Annotated in this window: 15 protein-coding genes; 7 read left to right on the top strand and 8 right to left on the bottom strand. The window is 71.0% G+C overall.

Annotated elements, in window-relative coordinates; all coding sequences use genetic code 11:
- The first annotated feature begins 218 nt into the window (after window positions 1-218).
- A complete protein-coding gene (locus D7W82_RS23185) occupies window positions 219-1,676 on the top strand; it encodes a response regulator (protein ID WP_158617715.1) in 1,458 nt (485 codons plus the stop codon).
- Window positions 1,673-2,068, top strand: coding sequence for a response regulator (locus D7W82_RS23180; RefSeq protein ID WP_120620436.1), 396 nt, complete (start codon window positions 1,673-1,675; stop codon window positions 2,066-2,068). The genes D7W82_RS23185 and D7W82_RS23180 overlap by 4 nt, the downstream gene beginning before the upstream one ends.
- 10 nt (window positions 2,069-2,078) lie before the next feature.
- Here the strand turns inward: D7W82_RS23180 and D7W82_RS23175 are convergent, their stop codons facing one another.
- Window positions 2,079-2,459 carry a response regulator gene (locus D7W82_RS23175; RefSeq protein ID WP_120620435.1) on the bottom strand — a complete coding sequence of 127 codons (381 nt, stop codon included), beginning with the start codon at window positions 2,457-2,459 and terminating at the stop codon, window positions 2,079-2,081.
- A gap of 183 nt (window positions 2,460-2,642) precedes the next feature.
- On the opposite strand from D7W82_RS23175, the gene D7W82_RS23170 reads away from it, so the two are divergent.
- Window positions 2,643-5,540 (top strand): PAS domain-containing protein, encoded by a 2,898-nt coding sequence (locus tag D7W82_RS23170; RefSeq protein ID WP_120620434.1) that lies wholly within the window; start codon window positions 2,643-2,645, stop codon window positions 5,538-5,540.
- Window positions 5,541-5,581: 41 nt separating this feature from the next.
- Here D7W82_RS23170 and D7W82_RS23165 read toward each other — a convergent pair whose 3' ends face one another.
- The 7 genes from D7W82_RS23165 to D7W82_RS23140 all read right to left on the bottom strand — a co-directional run bounded on the left by D7W82_RS23165 (window position 5,582) and on the right by D7W82_RS23140 (window position 13,655).
- On the bottom strand, window positions 5,582-6,745 hold the full coding sequence (locus D7W82_RS23165; protein WP_120620433.1) for a protein kinase: 1,164 nt from the start codon (window positions 6,743-6,745) through the stop codon (window positions 5,582-5,584).
- Between the two features lie 117 nt (window positions 6,746-6,862).
- Window positions 6,863-8,800, bottom strand: a complete 1,938-nt coding sequence (locus D7W82_RS23160) for a serine/threonine-protein kinase (RefSeq protein ID WP_158617714.1) — start codon at window positions 8,798-8,800, stop codon at window positions 6,863-6,865.
- The gene (locus D7W82_RS23155) at window positions 8,797-9,732 is read right to left on the bottom strand and encodes a DUF2381 family protein (RefSeq protein WP_120620431.1); all 936 of its coding nucleotides are present in this window, start codon (window positions 9,730-9,732) and stop codon (window positions 8,797-8,799) included. The genes D7W82_RS23160 and D7W82_RS23155 overlap by 4 nt, the downstream gene beginning before the upstream one ends.
- A 94-nt stretch (window positions 9,733-9,826) precedes the next feature.
- On the bottom strand, window positions 9,827-10,222 hold the full coding sequence (locus tag D7W82_RS23150) for a hypothetical protein (RefSeq protein ID WP_120620430.1): 396 nt from the start codon (window positions 10,220-10,222) through the stop codon (window positions 9,827-9,829).
- 10 nt (window positions 10,223-10,232) lie between these two features.
- On the bottom strand, window positions 10,233-10,370 hold the full coding sequence (locus D7W82_RS41045; RefSeq protein ID WP_171427520.1) for a hypothetical protein: 138 nt from the start codon (window positions 10,368-10,370) through the stop codon (window positions 10,233-10,235).
- Window positions 10,371-11,176: 806 nt separating this feature from the next.
- On the bottom strand, window positions 11,177-11,587 hold the full coding sequence (locus tag D7W82_RS23145; protein WP_120620429.1) for a hypothetical protein: 411 nt from the start codon (window positions 11,585-11,587) through the stop codon (window positions 11,177-11,179).
- A 94-nt stretch (window positions 11,588-11,681) separates the two neighbouring features.
- On the bottom strand, window positions 11,682-13,655 hold the full coding sequence (locus D7W82_RS23140) for an ATP-binding protein (RefSeq protein ID WP_120620428.1): 1,974 nt from the start codon (window positions 13,653-13,655) through the stop codon (window positions 11,682-11,684).
- Window positions 13,656-13,903: 248 nt separating this feature from the next.
- On the opposite strand from D7W82_RS23140, the gene D7W82_RS23135 reads away from it, so the two are divergent.
- The 4 genes from D7W82_RS23135 (at window position 13,904) to D7W82_RS23120 (ending at window position 16,866) form a co-directional block, all read left to right on the top strand.
- Entirely contained in the window at window positions 13,904-14,356 is a 453-nt protein-coding gene (locus tag D7W82_RS23135; protein ID WP_120589349.1) for a Fur family transcriptional regulator, read from the top strand.
- 181 nt (window positions 14,357-14,537) lie between these two features.
- Window positions 14,538-14,915, top strand: coding sequence for a response regulator transcription factor (locus tag D7W82_RS23130; protein ID WP_120560878.1), 378 nt, complete (start codon window positions 14,538-14,540; stop codon window positions 14,913-14,915).
- A 45-nt stretch (window positions 14,916-14,960) separates the two neighbouring features.
- Window positions 14,961-15,446, top strand: coding sequence for a hypothetical protein (locus D7W82_RS23125; RefSeq protein WP_120620427.1), 486 nt, complete (start codon window positions 14,961-14,963; stop codon window positions 15,444-15,446).
- Window positions 15,447-15,633: 187 nt separating this feature from the next.
- The gene (locus D7W82_RS23120; protein ID WP_120620426.1) at window positions 15,634-16,866 is read left to right on the top strand and encodes a TolC family protein; all 1,233 of its coding nucleotides are present in this window, start codon (window positions 15,634-15,636) and stop codon (window positions 16,864-16,866) included.
- Window positions 16,867-17,100: the final 234 nt, after the last annotated feature.

Raw genomic sequence — 17,100 nt, 5'->3', positions numbered from 1 at the left:
CGCGTTGAACGTTGGCTGGTCCACGCCCGCCTTGGACGATGTGCCACGGCGGGCGACGAAGCGCCACGGCTGCCCGCACCTCCGGCACCCTGCGCCCCGTTGTTTTTCCACCCTGGGAACCGAATTCCATCATGCGCCCGCCTCCTCCGACCGACGCTTCCTTCCCCCGACCGCCGGGCCTGCCTCCGCTCCCCCTGGAAGACGCACCATGCGTCTGGGTGGTGGACGACAGCGCCAGCGAGGCGCGCTTCATCAAGGCAGCGCTGGGAACGGGCTTCCAGGTGGAGACGTTCCCGGACGGCGCCGCGATGCTTGAAAGGCTACACACCGGGCGGGCACCGGACGTGGTGGTGCTGGACTGGGAGATGCCGGGAATGTCCGGTCCGGAGGTCTGTCAGTTCCTGCGCGGCCAGCGGGAGACCCAGGCCCTGCCGGTGCTGCTGCTCACCTCGCACGGGCGGCCGGAGGACCTGGTGCAGGGCCTGCGCGCGGGAGCCAACGACTACGTGGCCAAGCCCTTCCGCACGGAGGAGGTGCGCGCGCGGGTGGACGCGCTCGCGCGCACCAAGCGGCTGGTGGACGACGTGCGGCGCACCAGCGAGGAGAAGGCGGAGGTGTTCGCGCAGCTGGACGCGCTGCTCACGTCCTCGCCCGTGGGGCTGTCGCTGCTGGACCGGGACCTGCGCTTCGTGCGCGCCAACGCGCGCATGGCGAAGCTGGACGGGCTGTCCGTGGACGCCTACCCGGGCCGGACGCTAGCGGAGGTCCTGCCCCGCTTCGCCGCGCGGCTGGAGCCCCTCCTCCGCCGCGTCATGGAGACGGGCGAGCCCGTGGAGGAGCTGGGCTTCACGCTGGAGCACCCGGACGCGCCCCACGGCGAGCTGCATGTGATGGCCAGCTACCACCCGGTGCGCACCGTCCGGGGTGACGTGGTGGGCGTGGGCGCCGTGATGGTGGACGTCACCCGGCTCAAGCAGGCGGAGGCGGAGCTGCGCTCGACCGCGGAGTTCCGCGAGCGCTTCCTGGGCATCGTGGGCCACGACCTGCGCAACCCCCTCCACTCCATCCGCATGGGCGCCAGCTTCCTCGTCGCCAGCGAGCAGCTGCCCCCCGCGCTGGAGCGCACCGCCAGCCGCATCATCACCAGCACGGACCGGATGACGCGGATGATCACCGAGCTGCTCGACTTCACGCGCAGCCGGCTGGGCAGCGGCATCCCGCTGAACCCGGGCGCCACGGACCTGGGCCAGGTGGCGAGCCAGGTGGTGGAGGAGCTGGAGCTGGTGCACCCGCGCCGCACGGTGAAGATGACGTCCACGGGCCCCCTCACGGGGAACTGGGACGCGGACCGGCTGGCGCAGGTGCTCTCCAACCTGGTGAGCAACGCGCTCCAGTACAGCCCTCCGGACGCCACCGTGGAACTGTCGCTCGTGGGCGAGGCGGAGCAGGCCATCGCGCGGGTGACCAACGCCGGGGAGCCCATTGCCCCGGAGGAGCTGGAGCTGCTCTTCCATCCCTTCCAGCGCGCGCACACGGGCGCGCATGTCCCGTCAGGCCTGGGCCTGGGCCTCTTCATCTCCGACCAGATCGCCCGGGGCCACCGGGGCACGCTCACCGTGACGTCGGACGCGCGGCGGACGGTCTTCACCCTGACGCTGCCGCGCGGTGGTGCATGAACCCCGGAGGGCGCAGGACCACGTCGCAACACCGCACCACCCTGCTCCTCGTCGAGAACAACGAAGATGTCCGCGAGGCGCTGCGCGAAATCCTGGAGTCGGAGGGCTACCGCGTCCTCACGGCGGTGAACGGCCAGGACGCGCTGAACCTGCTGGCGGAGCAGGAGCGGATGCCCGCCCTCGTCCTGCTGGACCTGGTGATGCCGGTGATGGACGGCCACGCCTTCATCGAACACCTGCGCCGCACGGGCGCGCTCGCGCACACGCAGGTGCTGGTGCTGACGGCGCACCCCACCCTGCCCTTGCCGCAAGGCGTGGCCGGCCGGCTGGGCAAGCCGGTGAAGCTGGAGGAGCTGCTGGACGCCATCGCGGTGCACACCGCGGCGGCGTGAAGCCGGGAGCTCAGGCGGCGGCGGGACAGTGCCGCGCCACCATGGCCAACAGCTCCGGGATGTCCACGGGCTTGCGCAACAGACCCACCGTGCCCGGCGGGGCCTTGGCGGAGAAGTGGGCGGTGAGCATCAGCACGGGCAGCTCGCGGTAGCGCGCGTCCTCGCGCAGCCGGTGGAGGAACTCGTGTCCGTCCATCACCGGCATCATCAGGTCCAACAGCACCAGGCAGGGCTGCTCGTCGTTGGCGGCGAGGACCTCCAGCGCGGCCTGGCCGTTGGCGGCCTGGAGCACCGTGTAGTCCTCCATCTCCAACAGCTCCGCCACGACCTCGCGCAGGTCCGGTTCGTCGTCAACGATGAGGATGATGGAACGCGGGGGGGTGCTGCTCACGGGCGGCAGCCTACGCAGGTATTGCTACGGGCGCCAAGGAAGTCGTGCCCCCCGGCCCACACGGCGCGCGTGGCTTCACGCGGGTCGGGGCCCCGCCCGGCCGCCTGTCGGGAATCGCGAGGGAAACCGGGCGGATTGGTTGCGCCTGGAGGTCCGAGCCCCTACCCCCTTCTCTACGGCCCCATGAACCTCATCGCGGACTTCATCGAAGCGAACCTGGACGTCCTGGTGCGGCGCTTCGCGAAAGCCGCGCGCAGGCTGGAGAGCACGCAGGGTCTGAAGCCGTCGGAGATCATCTCCACGCTCCCGGAGTACCTGCACGTGGTGGCGGCCATCTGCCGGCACGGCGCCACGCCGGAGCAGCTGGAGACGCGGGCGCGCCTGGAGGAGGCCCACATCAACCTGCGGCTGCGCGTGGGCGCCACGCAGGAGGACGCGACGGACGAATACACGCTCCTGGGGCGGCTCATCCCCCAGCTCTGGGAGGACGTCCGGCCGGAGCGCAAGCCCGACGCCGCGGAACTGCAGGGCCTCTTCCAGCAGCTTGAAGAGGCCATGGACCACGTGGTGGTCCTCTTCTCCGGCGACTCGCTGGAGGACCGCCAGCGGGAGAAGCGCTTCCTGCGCCAGCTGGACGCGCTGGCGCCCCGCTCGCTGGAGCCCGGCGCGGACCTGCAAGGCCCCCTGAAGCCGCTGGTGGAGCTCATCGTCCGCGCGCTGGGGGCCGCCGGGGCGGAGCTGTTCCTCGTGGACGCGGGAGGCCGGCGGATGGTCCCCGTCGCGCACACGGAGCACCGGGTGCCGCCGCCGGGCCGGTGGGTGGATTCGCAAGGGCCGTCGTTCCTGGGCCGGGTGGCGCGCTCGGAGGAGCCGCGGGTGCTCGCGCAGGGGCGGGGCATGGAGGACGCCGCGCTCGACGGGCTGCACGTCCCCGGGTGGAGCACGCTCCTGGGCCTGCGGCTGTGGCCCCATGGCGACCTGAGGGGCGTGCTCTGCGTGGGCTTCGCGGAGGCGCGGCCGGTGCCTCCGCGGACCAAGCGCTTCCTGGAGACGCTGGTGGAGTACCTCGCCGGCATCCTCGACCGCGCGCTGTTGACGGGCCAGCTGCGAGAGACCGCCACGCGGCTGGAGGCGTCCGAGTCGCGCTCCCGGTTGGCCAGCCAGGCCGCCGCGGACACCGTCTGGGATTGGAACCTCCTCACGCAGGAGGTCGCCTGGGGCGGAGAGACGCGCAGGTTGCTCGGCTTCGCGCCCGAGGAGACAGGCCCCCTGGCGAGCTGGTGGGTCGAGCGCATCCACCCGGAGGACCGGGAGCGGGTGGCACACGGCATCCACGCGGCCATCCAGGGCACGCAGGCGCGCTGGCAGGACGAGTACCGGTTCTTCAACCGCGAGGGTGACGCCGTGCGGGTGCTGGACACGGGCGTCATCCTGCGCGACGCGACGGGGCTGGGCGTGCGCATGGTGGGCGCCATGCAGGACGTCAGCCTGCAGCGGGAGGAGGAGAGCGGGCGCGCACGGCTGCTCCTGGAGGCCCGCACCGCGCGCGTCCAGGCGGACACGGCGCTCGGCCATCTGCACGTGCTGTTGCAGAAGGCCCCCGTCGCGCTCGCCATCCTCCGCGGCCCCGAGCACGTCGTGGAGCTGGCCAACGACTGCGTCTGCCAGCTCTGGGGCCGCGCCAGCGACCAGGTCCTGGGCCGCCCCCTGTTCAACGTCCTGACAGAGGTGAAGGGACAGGGCTTCCGGGAGCTGTTGGACAACGTGCTCACCACGGGCACGCCCTACGTGGGCCACGAACATCACGCGCGGCTGGCGAGGGCTCCGGGCGGCGCCCTGGAGGACGCCTACTTCAACTTCGTCTACCAGCCGCTGCACGAGGCGGAGGTGGGCCTCCAGGGCATCCTCATCGTCGCCAACGAGGTCACCGAAGCCGTGCGGGCCCGCCAGCGGGCGGAAGGGCTGGCGGAGACGCTGCACGCCAGCGAGGAGCGCCTGCGGTTGGCATTGGACGCGGCGGACATGGGCAGCTGGGACATCGAGCTCGCCACGGGCCGGGGCACCTGGGACGCGCGCTTCCGCGCCATGCTGGGCCTGCCCGCGCAGGGCGAGGTGACGCTCGACGAGGCCATGCGGTTCGTCCTGGAAGAGGACCGGTCCAAGGTGGAGCAGGCGATGGCGGAGGCCGCCCGGCCCGGAGGCTCCGGCGAGTACGCGTGCGAGTTCCGCGCGCGGGCTGCCCGGGGCGGCCAGCCCGGGCACTGGCTCTCCGGACGGGGCCACGTGCACTTCGGGCCAGACGGCCGGCCCGTGCGCTTCGTGGGCACGGGGCTGGACGTGACGGACCGCAAGCTGGCGGAGGAGGCGGCGCGCCAGCGCGCGGAGTTCGAGCAGTACCTGGTGGGCATCGTTTCGCACGACCTGCGCAACCCGCTGAACTCCATCATGCTGGGCACGGCGTCACTGCTAAGGCGCGAGGAGTTGAGCGAGCGGGAGACGAAGGCCGTCCTGCGCATCCAGGCTTCCGCGGAGCGCGCGGTGCGGATGATCCGCGACCTGCTGGACTTCACCCAGGCGCGCCTGGGCGGCGGGCTCCCGGTGCACTGCCAGGACCTGGAGTTGGGGGCGCTGGTGCACCAGGTGGTGGAGGAGGCGCGGATGAGCGCTCCGGAGCGCGACATCGCGTTGTCGCTGCCGCAGGCGGGCCTTCGCGGCTGCTGGGATCCGGACCGCGTCACGCAATTGCTGATCAATCTGATGGGCAACGCGCTGAAGTACTCGCCGGAGGACACGCCGGTGACGGTGCGCCTGAGGGAGGTCCCCGGAAGCGTCCTGCTGGAGGTGCACAACGGCGGAGCCCCCATCGCCTCCGACGTGCTGCCCCGCATCTTCCAGCCCATGCAGCGCGGGGCGCCGGGCGTGGACGCGGCGACGCGCAGCGTGGGCCTGGGGCTCTACATCGTCCGGACCATCGTGCATGCGCACGGAGGCACCATCGACGTGACGTCCACGCGGGAGGCGGGCACGACGTTCACGGTGCGGCTGCCGCACGTGGACGCGAAGCAGGCGGCTGGAACGTAGGGGCGCGGAGCCGGTGCCAACGCGACGGCCCGCCCACCCATTCAGACAACGGGCGTCGGCAGGTGCAGCACGCTGCCGGAGGAAAAGGCGCCCACGTCCACCTGGAATGACTCCAGCCGTGGCGCCGTCTTCTCCAGCGCCCGCTGGAACTCCGCCGCGGCTTCCGCCCCACCATACGGCCCGCCCAGCGCAGCCGCGTGGGCGCGGAGGTCCGCCTCCAGCGCCTCCGCCGTCGCGTAGCGTTCCGACCGCTCCCGCTTCAGCAACCGGTGGAGGATGGCCCGCAGTCCGGGCGACAGTCGCGACATCAGTGACTCCACGTCCTCCGGCCGGTAGGCGGCGGCGTGCATCACGACGTCGGCGTGCTCGTCCGAGCCGCGCCCTGCCTGCGCCGCCACCATCATCCCCTGGAACACGCGCTTCGCGTCCACGTCCGTCAGCCGCGCCTCCAGGTCGCTCATGAGCGCGCGTGGCAGGCTGTAGAGGTGCAGGCCCGTCGCCAGCTCCACCAGGATGAGCCCCAGTGAGAAGAGGTCCGAGCGCGCATCCGCCCCTTCCCCGAACAGCACCTCTGGCGCGCCGTAATACACCTCGCCGTGCGGACGCGTGATGCTGGAGGGCACCCGGCCCGGCATCCGGGAGAGGACATCCCCCAGGTCCGTGAGCGCCAGCGTTCCCTCCGGTCCGAACCGGATGCCCTGCGGATGCAGGTCGCGGTGCACGAAACCCAGCGGAGCCCCTCGCGCGTCTGTCCTTCCATGCAGGAACCCGAGCAGCGACGCGAGCTGGAGGCCCACGTGCACCAGGAACGCCTCGGAATAGGAATGCACATACACCAGCGGCAGCATCGCCACGTCATCCAGCGTGCAGCCCGGGACGCGCTCCCATTCGAAGAAGAGCAGGTCGGCCACCTCGTGGCCGCCGTACAGCCGCGCGATGCGCGGATGCTCCAGCAACCGTGAGAGCGACAGCGTCTCCTGCAACCGCGCTCGTGGGTCCCTCGACGGGGAGAGGCCTCCACCGCGCAGGGACAGGGCCTGGAGGAACACCGGCACGGGCTCACGCCCGGGCTGCCTGCGGAGGGCCAGGAAGTGCTGCTCTCCATGGCCGCGCCGCCGCAGGACCTGCTCCAGCTCGAACGACCTGGAGCCTGTCTTGAACAGCACTTCGGGATGGGGCGGCTTCACCGTCCTGGAAGAACTCATGCCGTGCGGGCTCCTTGGGGAACAACGCTAGACTACTTTTTGAGTAGTCAGACTCTCCAGGACCCATCAGGTTGTATTAGAACGTTTCTCCCGACCCGGCGTTCCGGCAAGGAGGGCTCACGGAAACGAATCCACGACGGTATAGCCAAAGGTGCGCGGCATCCGGACCGCGCCGGGCTTGGAGCCCTCATTCCATTCGCTACCATCCAGGTTCGCGTAGACGAAACATACGGGATGGATGCTCCCGTCTGGCAGCTCCGCCTTGGTGTAACGGCCCGTCACCCGGCCCTCCCCCGTCCAGAGGCGCCCATGCAGGCGGGTTCCCTTGGGCAGGTCTCCGTACTGCGCGATGACGAGGCTGACGATGGGGCCGTCGTGGACGATGGCATCTTCGGACCCCCGGCCGGGCTGCGTGATGTCGGTGTAGATGCTCGCGCCGCCACCCTTGTACAGGCCGAGCTTCCACATCGCCTCCAGGGACCCCGTGGGACATCGGCTCGCGTCCGGCCGCACCTGGGCGCCCGTGCAGGCCGTCAGGACCGCGGCGCCAACCGCCGCGGAGCACCTCTTGAGCGTTCCAGACCGGCCGGGCGTGGGAATGACCGCCGCCTGCTGCGGCGAAGGGGGAATCATGGCTTCCTGCTCCTGCGGAAAGGGGACGGGTGGGGAGGTGCCCATCGATGGTTTATGAGCTTCTTCCGGCCCGGGACTGTCCGCCATTTGCTGGACGCCTCGCGCCTCGCTCACCGCCGCCAGCGAGGACTCCTCCCGCACCAGGGCCTGCCGCAAGCCCCACACCGTGAGACCGGCGACGAGAGGCCCCGTTAGCAACACCGCGAACACGCCCCAGAAGAGAAGATGCGAGCGGCTCCCGCGAACCCGTACCTGGAGCGCATGGCGCGACCGGGCCTCGGCGGCGGCAACCTTCGCGGGATCGCGTCTGCGCAACTCACGGACCTCGCGAAGCCGGCGGGAAGCTTCCAGGTGGCGGACGCGAGCGTCCCGGAGGGCGACCTCCTGCCCCGGCATCACGGGGCCTCGGACCTCCTCCGCCTCCAGGGTCGTGCGTGAGCCGCTGGCGGTCCGCTTGCGCCAGTCGAACAGGGGCGCATCCCAGGCCGGACCGCCATCCGTCAGACGCTGGCGCAGCTCCCCCGCCAGCAATGCCGTGCTTTCGGGGCGCCGCTCCGGCTCGAAGGCCAGCAACCGCATCAAAGCCTCCGACAGTTCCTCCGGCACATGGGGGTTGAGGTTCCTCACGGCGCGCAGGCCATGAGGCTCCGATGCCTCCCGAGGCGCCCCCCATTGCGCGGCAGGGTATTGATCCGTCAGCAGGCGATAGAAGGTCACGCCGACCGCATACAGCTCATCCGCCACGGAGTAGGCATAGGGGCTAGAAGCGCCGGGCCGGCGCTCCGCCAGCACGCGCCACATGAACAACTGGGGGCTGTAATAGCGCGGACTGCCCGGCGGCAACCGGGCGGTGGCGGTGAGCACGGGTGCCCCCGCGTACCAGCCGGCGCCCCAGTCCAGGACTTTCACCCTGCCGTTCGGCGCGACCAGGACGTTGTCGCCCTTGAAGTCCCGGTGCAGCGCTCCCTGACGGTGCGCGGCGGCCAGCGCCTCCAGCACCTGCACCAGCAGGCCCGTCACCTGTCGAGCCGAGGGGTTGCGGGCCAGCGCCCATTCATAGAGCGACTCTCCCTCCACGTACTCCATCACCAGATAGGGGTGTTCCACGGGCCCCAACCGCCAGACACCGTGGGTGATCAACCGCACCACCGCGCGGTGCCGCACGCGGGCCAGCAACTCCGCCTCCCGCGCGAACCATCGCTCTCCGGGGCGCCGGGACAACTTCAAGGCATACAGCCGACCTCGAGGGCGGCCTGCGCGGCGCACGGAGTACGTGGTGCCGTAACCTCCCGCGCCCAACCGGTCCATCACCTCCCAGCAGTCCACCCGGGTCCCAGGCGGCAACCACTCGGGAGACAGCAGGACCCGTCCCAGCACCGCCTCCGCATGATGAAGTCCCAGCTCGGGTGACTCGCTGCTCACAGGGACAGTCCCTTCCATCGCACGGAGCGATCTCCCTCCTGATTCCAAACCTCCAGCACATAGCGGGCCTGAGGATCCAGGTCCTGCGGCATGTGCCATTCCAGGACCACCTGGCCGCTCGCGCCGGGGGCCAGCCGGGTTTCCAGCATCCGGACAGGAATCTCCCGATGGATGACCTGCCTTTCTTTCTCATCAGCCCCCAACTGGATGAGCCGCCCCACGCCGGGCACCCACGCAGCAGCGTCGGGTGAATTCCTCAGGGTGAAGGCCATCAACCGAGTCCTGATGTGGCGGTAGAGAAGCGCACTCTCCAGGAACTCCAGGCCTGACGCTTCAACAGCCTTGGGAGCCCATTCCATTGATACCGGCGCCGGCCCCAGCGCACCGGTGAGCACCGCGCCCGCCAAGCCGGTCTGGGCGCACTGCGCACGCAGGGTGGCGAGCCCCGCCTCGGCGGCGACGCACCGTCCCCGCAGCAGGGACAGCTCCTCGCCCAGGTCCTCGGCGGACAGCGCGTGGCGGGACACCTCCACCACGGTGTCCACCTCCTTGGGGTCGGTGACGAGCAGGAACGACACCTGCCGGGGCGCGTCCTCTCCGGCGAAGCGCGCGGTGATGAGCGGCCGGGACGTCTCCGGCATGGCCACGGCGGGGCGCAGCACCATCACGCCCGGGTACACCTTCCACTGCCCGAACAGCGGCGCCAGGGCCTTCATCTCCACGGACGCGGGCAGGATGTCCTCGTTGAACACGACGGTGGTGACGGTCCCGGGAGCGACGCGCAGCAGGTGCAGCGTCGTGGCCTCCTCCGCCCGCACCACCAGCTTCCGCTCCCGCGGGGTGCGCGGTCCGGGGGCCCCAGCCCACGCCGGAACCGCCGCGCCCAGCAGCATCAGCAGGATTTGACAGACAACCAGACGGGGCGTGAGCACGAGGGGCAACCTCCAGCATCGCACCCTAACAGATGGGTGTGACGTGACGGGGAGGTTTGGAGCCCGCGATGCGCCAGGTCACCAGCGGAGCCACCTATGTCGGCTCCGGAGGGAACTTCTTCATGAGTTCCTCAGGCAAGGGGGTCCTCAGAAGGGTCTGCGGGCCCTCTCCTGTCCGGATGACCTGGAACCCCTGCCCTGCGATTCTGAGGAGGTCTCCATCCTGTCCCCTACCACTCGCCAACCACTCTTCCGCAGCCTGACGCGTCTCGAACGTCTCCGCGACGACGACATCCTCGATGGCTGGCGTATAGAACGAACGGAAGAACTCCCGGTACTCATCCAGGCGCCCACTGTCCTGGAGGTAGATCAACGCGACCGCGGCGATCCGAAGCGCTTCATCCTCCTCGGAGGCGTCGCCGTACTTCTCATTGATGCGCCGAAGCGCGTTGAGCACTGCCTCCAGCTGGAAGTTCTGGTTGTATTTCATGAACGTTTCCCTAAAGAGCAAGCGGGGCCAGGATCAACGCGCCCGCCGCGCTGACCGTCAGGACGAACGCGACGCCTCCAACCACCACGACGGTCCCCAGGGCGACTTCCGCCTTGTGCCGCTTCAACCAGTTGATCGCGCCCTCCATCTCAGTGAACTCCAACTTCTTCGCATCCTCTCGTGCAGCGGCTTCCTGCTCCTTGACGCAGTCCGTGTATTGAACACCGCAATCGGAAACGCACCGTTTGTAATACCAGCCGGACTGCTCCTGACTGTGAGGCCACGGGTAGCGTTTCTGCCAGCACCTCTCCACACACTCCTCATGTTCCTTTTGACAGTCATGGCCCCCAGCCCCACCACTGCCAAGCGCCGCGCCCACCCCTGACGCGTCCTCGGCAACAACGTATGGCCGGGACTTCAAGGGCCGCGCGTGAGAGCATCCAACGCTCATCAGCAACGCCATGACCAGGGCTTGAGGCCTCATGTGTCCCCCCGCATGAATGAGCCAAGCATGGCGAGTTCCTGGGCTTCACGTCCCGCCACGGAGTGAGTCTCTGTCGCGGTCTTATCGTTTCGTGGGCTCACGGGCACGTCACGCGCCCGTGAACCCACGTTCAGTCCGCGCACGCGCCCATCACCACGCGTTGGTGTTTCAAAGACCGTGACGGGCTGACTGCCGGACAAACGCACCACACGAGGCCACTGCCCGCCGCCACTGCGGCTTGGTCCCAATGGACGCACCAGGAACCCGTCCATCCCCGATGAACGCTGGCTCGCCGATACGCCCCGACCCGGAGGCACGTCCTCTTCAAGCCCTTCCGCCCCCAGGAACGGGGGGCCCGCGTCCTGGGCTCACCCACTGGAGCCAGCAGCAGCGCCAGCGCGCGGCTCAGGGGACCGTCGAACCCGGCGGCACCGTGAGCGTGACGAGCCTGCCGGAAGCAGACACCCCCTTCACCGTGCGCCTGCCGAAACAACCCCCCGCCGCGCCGCCTGCGTCACGGCCCGCGTGAACTGGTCGATGTCATAGGGTTTCAACAGCAACTCGATGACATCCGGACCGGTGTATTCCTTCGCGCCCTCGCGGTTGGTGGTGGTGAGCACGAAGGGGATGCCCGCGGCGGCCGGGGTCGCGGCCAGCTTCTGGAACGCGCGCCAGCTCAAATCGAACGGCACGCTGATGTCGTAGACGATGACCGTCGGCGCCGTCTCCCGCACCAGCGTGGCGAAGTCCAGGGGGCCGCGGATGACGTCCTGCACGCGCACGCCCTTCGTCTGGAAGCCAGCGCCGTCGAGGACCTCCTCCAGCGCTTCGATGAGGTCTTCACTCCCGTTGAGCACCAGCACGGTGGGTCGCTTTCCCATGCGGGCAAGTTGCTTCCTCCCACCCAGGTGAAAAGCACCTTGGGACCGGCGGATGTAGCCCATCCGACAGAGCCGCCGGCCGCCCGGACGGCCGTCAGGCGTGGCCCACCGGAGGCCCCGCGCGAGGCAGCCGCACCCGGAAGGTGGCCCCCTGCCCCAGGGTGCTCGTCACCGCCACGTGGCCACCGTGCGCCTCCACGATGCGGTGCAGGCGGTACAGCCCCAGCCCCAGCCCACCGTAGTTGCGCGTGGGCACCGCGCGCTCGAAGCGGCGGAAGAGGCCGTCCACCCGGTCCGGCGCGATGCCGATGCCGTGGTCCCTCACCACCAGCCAGGCCGTGTCCTCGTCCGCCCGGACCTCCAGCTCCACGGGCTTGCCCGGACCGAACTTCACCGCGTTCACCAGCAGGTGCGTCACCACCTGCCCCAGCCGCAGCGCGTCCCAGCGCCCCACCGCGGACGCCACGTCGCGCACCACCAGCAGGCACCCCGCGCGCGCCGCCATCTCCTCCCAGCGCAGCACCACGTCCCGCACCACCTGCCCCAGGTCCACGTCCTCCAGGTTCAGCCGGGGCGAGTGGCTCTGCATCTGCGACACGTCCAGCAGCCCCTCCACCAGGTCCGCCAGCCGCTGCACCTGCCGGTCCGCCGCCAGCAGCGCGCGTTCCAGCCGCTCCGGCGCCACCTGCCGCTCGTGCTTCAGCGCCGCCGCCGTGCCCTGCACGCGCAGCCGCAGCGCGGCCAGGGGCGTGCGCAGCTCGTGCGCGGCCACCGCCAGGAACTCGTCCCGCACGCGCACCGCCTCGCGCGCCTCGCGGTACAGCCGCAGCTGCTCCGTCACGTCGCCAATGATGCCCGCCATGCGCACCGGCCGGCCCTGCGCGTCGCGGATGGCCCGGCCCCGGCTCACGCACGAGCGGTAGCCCCCCGCCTCGTGCCTCAGCCGGAAGGACACGTCGTAGGGCGTGCCCTGCTCCAGGTGCCGCGCCAGCGCGGACGCCACCTCGTCCCGGTCCTCCGGGTGCACCCGCGCGAGGAAGGCCTCGGAGGTCCCCGGGAAGTCCTCCGGCCTGAGCCCCAGCATCTCCAGCAGGCGCGGGCTCCAGTACATGCGCTGGTTGCGCACGTCCCAATCCCACACACCGTCATAGGAGCCGGACACCACCAGCCGGTAGCGCTCCTCGCTCTCGCGCGCGATGCGCTCGGCCTGCTCCAGCAGTCCCACCCGCCGCTCCAGCTGGCGCACCATCGCGTACAGGTGCGGCTCCGTGGACAGCTCGCCGGGCACGGGCGCGGGCAGGGGCCCCTCCGCGCGCGACTCGCGCAAGAGCGTGGCCACCAGCTCGTCATCCCCCTGCGCGCGCCGCACGAAGCCGTTGGCCCCCACGTTGGCCGCCATGCGCAGGTCCAGCTCGTCCGGCGCGGTGGCGTGCGTGAGGATGACCGGCACGCGCGCGAGCTTGGGGTCCTGGCGCAGCGCCAGGCACAGCCGGAAGCCGTCCAGCCGGGGCATCAGCACGTCCGCCAGCACGACGTCCGGCGGGTGCCGCCGCGCCAGCTCCAGCGCGGCCAGCCCGTCCTCCGCTTCCATGAGCTCGAAGCGGAAGGGCGCCAGCGCCAGCTGCAGGAGCTTGCGGTAGACGGGGTCGTCCTCCGCCACCAGCACCCGCAGCCCGGCCCGGCGGGCCTCGGACTCCCGCACCTCCCGCGGCAGGGCCTGACGCACCGCCTCCACCCAGGCTCCCAGCGACATCCCCGGCGCGAGGAACCCCGCCACCGGCAGGCCCGACCGCCGCAGGGCCTCCTGCTCGGCCGGCGGCGCCTCCACCCAGAGGGGCGCACCGGAAGCGGCCAGCGCCTCACGCAGCGCGTGCACACGCCCCGCCGCGGAGGCCAGCAGCGCCCCCGCCGTCAGCACCAGGTGCACCGGCGGGGACTCGCGCAGCGCCTGCACCAGCGGCTCCACCCCCGCCGCCAGCAGCACCCGCCAACCCTGCACCTGGAACGCCAGGGACAGGAGCTCCCGATGAGGGCCCGGGGCTTCGACGAGCAGCAGGGTGGGCTTCATTGGGGGCGGGAGGAGGAAGACGGGCGCGGGCGACGGGTCGTTCTGGAAGGCGGGACCCCACGGCCCGCCACCAGGGTGTGGAAAGGGCGCAGTCTGGTGACGGGGGCCTCCGAGTCAAGGCAACCCTTTGGAAGTGTTGGAAGTTGGAAGGCCACGAGCCAGGGGAACCCGCCGCTGGCCTGCCGCGTCACTGGTACAACCGGGCTACAGGTACACTTCGTTTGCACGGGTGTGTTATTCGACCGCGCATGGGTGCCAAGAAAGTCACGGCGCAGGAGAAGCTGACCGGGTTCCAGGACCGGATTCGCGCCGCGGGGCTGCGCAGCACCGCCCCCCGCGTGGCCGTGCTGCGCAAGCTGGAGACCGCCACCGCCCCCATGAGCCACGCGGACCTGGTGGAGGAGCTGGGCGGCGAGGGCTACGACCGCGTCACCATCTACCGCAACCTCACCGACCTCACCGAGGCCGGCCTCGTCGTGCGCGCCGACCTGGGCGACCACGTCTGGCGCTTCGAGCTCAAGCGCCCCGGCGCCACCGAGCACGCCAACAACCACCCCCACTTCACCTGCACCGACTGCGGCACCGTCGCCTGCCTCCCGGAAGAGTCCGTGCGCCTCACCACCGCCCGGGGCGTCCCCCGCGCCGTGTCGCAGCGCGCCGTGGAGGTGCAGCTGCGCGGTCTCTGCGACCGCTGCGAGTAGCCCCCCCCTCCAGCCAGCCAGGCGAGCCCCCGCTGGGGATGTGCTCACTGGTAGGCACGCGCCTACATGTGAGCTTCCGCTCTCCTGCCCCCGGACACAGATTCGTCCTGGCGAAGGCGGGGACCCGCCGTTCCGGCTCGGGGGACGGCGCGGGTGCTCCAGGGTTCGCAGGGGGATTGGGATGGAAGCCCATCACACGTTGCTGGTCGTCGACGACGACATGGACATCCGGGATGCGCTCCAGGACGCGCTGGAGCTGGAGGGCTACGCCGTGCAGCTGGCGGCGGACGGGCTGGAGGCGCTGGAGCGGCTGCGCTCGTCGGAGCCCCGGCCGCAGCTCATCCTCCTGGACCTGATGATGCCGCGCATGGACGGCGTCGCGTTCCGCGAGGCGCTGCGCCACGAGCGCGCGTGCTCGGACATCCCCGTGGTGGTGGCCAGCGCGGACCTGGACGTGCGCGACACGGTGGATGGCATGGGCGTGGCGGGCTACCTGCGCAAGCCCCTGGACCTGTCCGCGCTGCTCACCACCGTGAAGCAGCTGTGCCTGCCCGTCTGACCATCGAGCGCCACACGAAATCCATACACGAAAGGGAGCGGGACCATGAAGAAGCTCATCATCGCGGCAGTGATGTGTCTGGGAACGACTGCCTTCGCGCAGGAAACCACCGGCACGCCGGAGAACCCGGCCCCGAGCGCGCCCAGCTCGCGGCAGCACGGCCGCAGGTCCACGGGCATCGAGGCCCAGGAGGTGGGCCCCGCCATCGGTGACGCCGCGAAGAGCGTCGTGGGCGCGCAGACCTCCAAGGAGGAGGCGGCGCAGACGGGCGTGTGGAAGGAGAAGCACGCCTTCAGCATGGAAGGCACCGTGAAGGCCAAGGACAACGACGACATCACCCTGGCGCGCAAGGACACGCTGCCGGAGGTGAAGCTGGAGGTGCGCGACAAGACGAAGGTGACCCTGGACGACCAGCCGGCGAAGGTGAGCGACCTGCCGGAGGGCGCCAACGTGCGCGCGAAGTTCCAGCTGGAGGGGGATGACTCCGTCGCGCTGGAGCTGAAGGCCACGTCGCCCAAGCCCAAGAAGTAGTCCGACCGTCGGACAGGTTCTTCGCCGGGCCCGCTTCCACCGCCGGAAGCGGGCCCGTCGTCTTCGCGGGAAGAAGCAGGGACGCCATAAGCAGGGCTACGTGCTCGATACAGGGCCCGGCGTTCTCTGAGACTCCTCTCACGGACGTCTCAGGATGCGCTCGCGCCGGGTCTCTACCGTGCCTCGCATGGTGGTTGCCCTGACCGCGTTGCTGCTCGCCGCCTCGCCCGCACCGACTCCGATGAGCTTCGCGGAGGCGCTCGCGCTGGCGGAGCGTGCCCCCCTTCCCGCCGCCGCCGCGCGCGCCGTGGTGTCCCAGCGCACCGAGGCGTCCCGGGTCTCTTCGCTGTCCAACCCGCAGCTCGTGGTGGAGCCCGGCTGGCGGCGTTCAGCCGCGGCGGGGAGCGGACTGGACCTGCGCGTCGGCGTGGCCCAGCCGTTCCACCTCTCCGGCCTCGGCACCGCGCGCAAGGAGGCCGTGCGGCTGGAGACCCGGACGTTGTCGGAAGAGGCGCGCTCCGCGCTGTTGGCCCGCCGGCTGACCGTCGCCGAGGCCTGGCTGTCGCTGTGGGCCGCCGAGCAGGCCCGGTCGCGCGCGGCCGAGGAGGTGCGGCTCGCTGACGAGTTTCACGAGAGGGTGGAGTCCGCGGCGGCGCTGGGTGCGGCGACGAAGCTGGACGTGGCGGAGGCCGCGACCTACGCGGCCGATGCGCGACTCACGGAGCTGGACGTCCAGGGCGTGGCCGTGGCGCGCCGCGCGGAGCTCTCCCAACAGGTGGGCGCGCGGCAGGCGGTTCCCGTCACCGCGACGGGCCCGCTGCCCGAAGTGGCCCTGCCCCCGGAGTCGCGGTGGCCGGCGTTGCAGGAGCGGGCCGCGGACCTCCCGGAGGTGACCTTTCGCATGTCGCTGGCCCGCGCGGAGCGTGCCCGCGCGGACGAGGCGAAGGCGGCCAAGGGGTTCCAATTGCAGCTCGGCGCCGCGGCCCTGCGCGAGTACGACGGCGCGGTGGGAGCAGTGGCCACGGTGGGCCTGACGCCTCCCGTGTTCGACCACGCCGAACGCGAGCGCGGCACCCTGCTGGCGAACGCCGCGCGGCTGGAGGGTGAAGGCCTGGAGGCCGCCGCCGCGGCGGCTTCAGCGCTGGCGCTCGCGCTCCACGAGGTGGAGCACTCCCACGAGGTGGTGGAGGTGCTGCGCGGCACGCTGCTCCCCGGCGCCGAGGAGGCGGCGAGGCTGGGCGAGCTGCTCTTCCGCGCCGGAGACACCACGGTCCTCGAAGTGGTGCGCCTGCGGCGCGCGCTCACCCACGCTCGCATCCGCCTGGGCCATGCGCTGGCGGAGGAGGCGCTGGCGCGCGTGCGAGCCCGGCTCCTCATCGATGCGCTCGCTGCGTCCGCCACGAAAGAAGCCACCCCCTGAGCACGGCCTGCCTCGCGCCGCTCCACCGCGGCGCTTCGCACCGGCTCCCTCATTCCACGCCGACACACCTGGCGCTCCTGCCCCGGAAGGCGCTGCACCATGAAACACGTCCTGCTCCACACCGTGCTGCTGCTGGCAACCGTCCCGGGTTGCGCCTCACCGAAGGAGGAGCCCCCCGCGACCGCCCGTCTCGAGGCGCCCCGCCCCAGCTCCGCCTCCGCGTGGGTCCAGCCC

Origin of the sequence: Corallococcus sp. CA049B, from assembly GCF_003611685.1 — a bacterium.
In the GTDB taxonomy this organism is placed as follows: domain Bacteria; phylum Myxococcota; class Myxococcia; order Myxococcales; family Myxococcaceae; genus Corallococcus; species Corallococcus coralloides.
Note: the sequence above shows the minus strand (reverse complement) of the source record. Positions and strands in the feature narration are given on the sequence as shown.